Below are 2,209 nucleotides of genomic sequence, written 5' to 3'. Positions count from 1 at the left end.
TGGCACGGCAAGGGGCGGGCGGAGCCGAGGATGGCACCGCGGCCGGCGCGCAGGAGGTGCAGACCCTGGGCGTCCGCTTCAAGGATGCGCTCGGCGTCCTGCGCAAGCGTCGCTTCTCGAGCGCCAAGGGCCGGCGCTGGCTCTATCAGCTGCCCTGGTATGTGATCATCGGCCCGCCGGGCTCCGGCAAGACGACGGCGATCACGAATTCCGGCCTGTCCTTCCCGCTCGCCGACAAGTTCGGCCGCACCGCCCTGGGTGGCGTCGGCGGCACGCGCAACTGCGACTGGTGGTTTACCGACGACGCGGTGCTGATCGACACGGCCGGCCGCTACACCACCCAGGACAGCGATGCGGCGCAGGACCGCGCGGCCTGGCTGGGCTTCCTGCGGCTGCTCAAGCGCTATCGCCGCCGCCAGCCGCTGAACGGCGTTCTGGTCGCGATCGGCATCAGCGAACTGACCTCGGCCAATGAGGAGGCGCGGCTCGACCATGCCGCCCGCATCCGGCAGCGCGTCGGCGAGCTGTACAAGGAACTGGGCGTCCGGCTGCCGGTCTACATGATGTTCACCAAGGCGGACCTGATCGCCGGCTTCGTGGAATATTTCGACGATCTCGGCCGCGAGGGTCGCGAGGCGGTCTGGGGCCTGACCTTCCCGTTCGTGCAGCCGGAGCCCGAGGGTGGCCAGGTCGGCCAGTACGGCGCCGAATTCGACCTGCTGGTCGGCCGGCTGGACGAACGGCTGATGGAGCGTGTGCAGCAGGAAGGCGACATCCAGCGGCGCGCCCTGGTGTTCGGCTTCCCGCAGCAGGTGGCCAGCCTCAAGGACCTGACCGCGCAGTTCCTGCGCGAGGCGTTCGAGCCGAACTCCTTCGAGGAACCGATTCAGCTGCGCGGCGTCTACTTCGTCAGCGGGACCCAGGTCGGCACACCGCTCGACCGGGTCATGGACGCCATGTCGCGGACCTTCGGCGTGGTGCATCCGCCGCAGCCCGCCTTCGCCGGCAACAAGCGCAGCTACTTTCTGAACAAGCTGCTGCGGGACGTAGTGTTCGGCGAGGCGGGGCTGGTCGACGCCGATACCCGCGTCGCGCGGCGGATGAAGCGCCTGCGGATCATGATCTTCTCGGCAATCGGGCTGGTCGCTTTGGGACTGGGCGGCTTCTGGGTCGCCAGCTACCTGCGCAACGAGGCCCTGATCGGCCGGATCGAGGCGACCACCGCCGACTACGCCGCGAAGGCCACGAGCCTCAAGCTCGATCGCGTCGCCGACGGCGATCTGCGGTCGGTCGTGCCGCTGCTGGACGAGCTCCGCACCATCGAGACCGGCTATGCCGACAAGGACACCGCGCCCAGCTGGTTCGACTTCTTCGGGCTGGACCAGCGCGCCAAGCTGGGCACCGAGACCCGCGCCGCCTACCGGCATGCACTGAGCTCGATCCTGCTGCCGCGGCTCATCCTGCGGCAGGAGGCACAGCTCGCGGCGCATCAGAGCGAGCCCGCCTTCCTGTATCCGGCGCTGGAAGTCTACCTGATGCTCGGGCGCCAGGGGCCGATCTCGGTCGACACGATCAAGCGCTGGATGGCGCTCGATTGGGCCAGCGCCTATCCGGCCCCGACGGACGCCCCGCTGCGCGATTCCCTGGCGCGGCATCTCGATGCCCTGCTGGAGGCACCGTTCACCGATATCGGCCTCGACAGCGGCCTGATCGACCAGACCCGCGCCGTGCTGCGCAAGGAGCCGCTGGCGCAGCGGGTCTACGACGCCATCGTCACCAGCCCGGAAGCGACGAAGCTGCCGGCCTGGCGCCTGACCGACAACGCAGGCCCGGCGGCTGAGGGTGTGCTGCATCTGCGGTCCGGCCAGCCGCTGTCGACCGGCATTCCAGGCATCTACACCCGTGAGGGCTTTCTTACGGTGTTCCAGCCGATGCTGCCCAAGGTGGCCGACGCGGTCGTCTCCAAGGGCTGGATCCTCGACCCGACCAAGCCGGCGGATGTGAACGACCCGGCCACCAGCGAGCAGGTGCAGCGCGACGCTACCGGGCTGTATGTCCAGGAATTCGGGCTGCGCTGGGACCACCTGATCAACGACGTCGCGGTGAAGCCGATCACCACGGTCGATGAATCGCTGCGCACGCTCAACGTGCTGTCCGCCCCGACCTCGCCGATCCGGCTGCTGGTCGTGGCCGCGGCCAAGGAGACGTC

1 protein-coding gene is annotated in these 2,209 nt (G+C 69.0%); it reads left to right on the top strand.

The genetic code is table 11. The features are described 5' to 3' along the window. Window positions 1-2,209, top strand: a 2,209-nt coding sequence (gene tssM / locus AC3XYG_RS09230; protein WP_489139526.1) for a type VI secretion system membrane subunit TssM, incomplete at both ends; no start/stop codon positions are given.

The organism is Inquilinus sp., from assembly GCF_057815775.1.
This window is presented reverse-complemented; position numbering and strand designations above follow the sequence as displayed.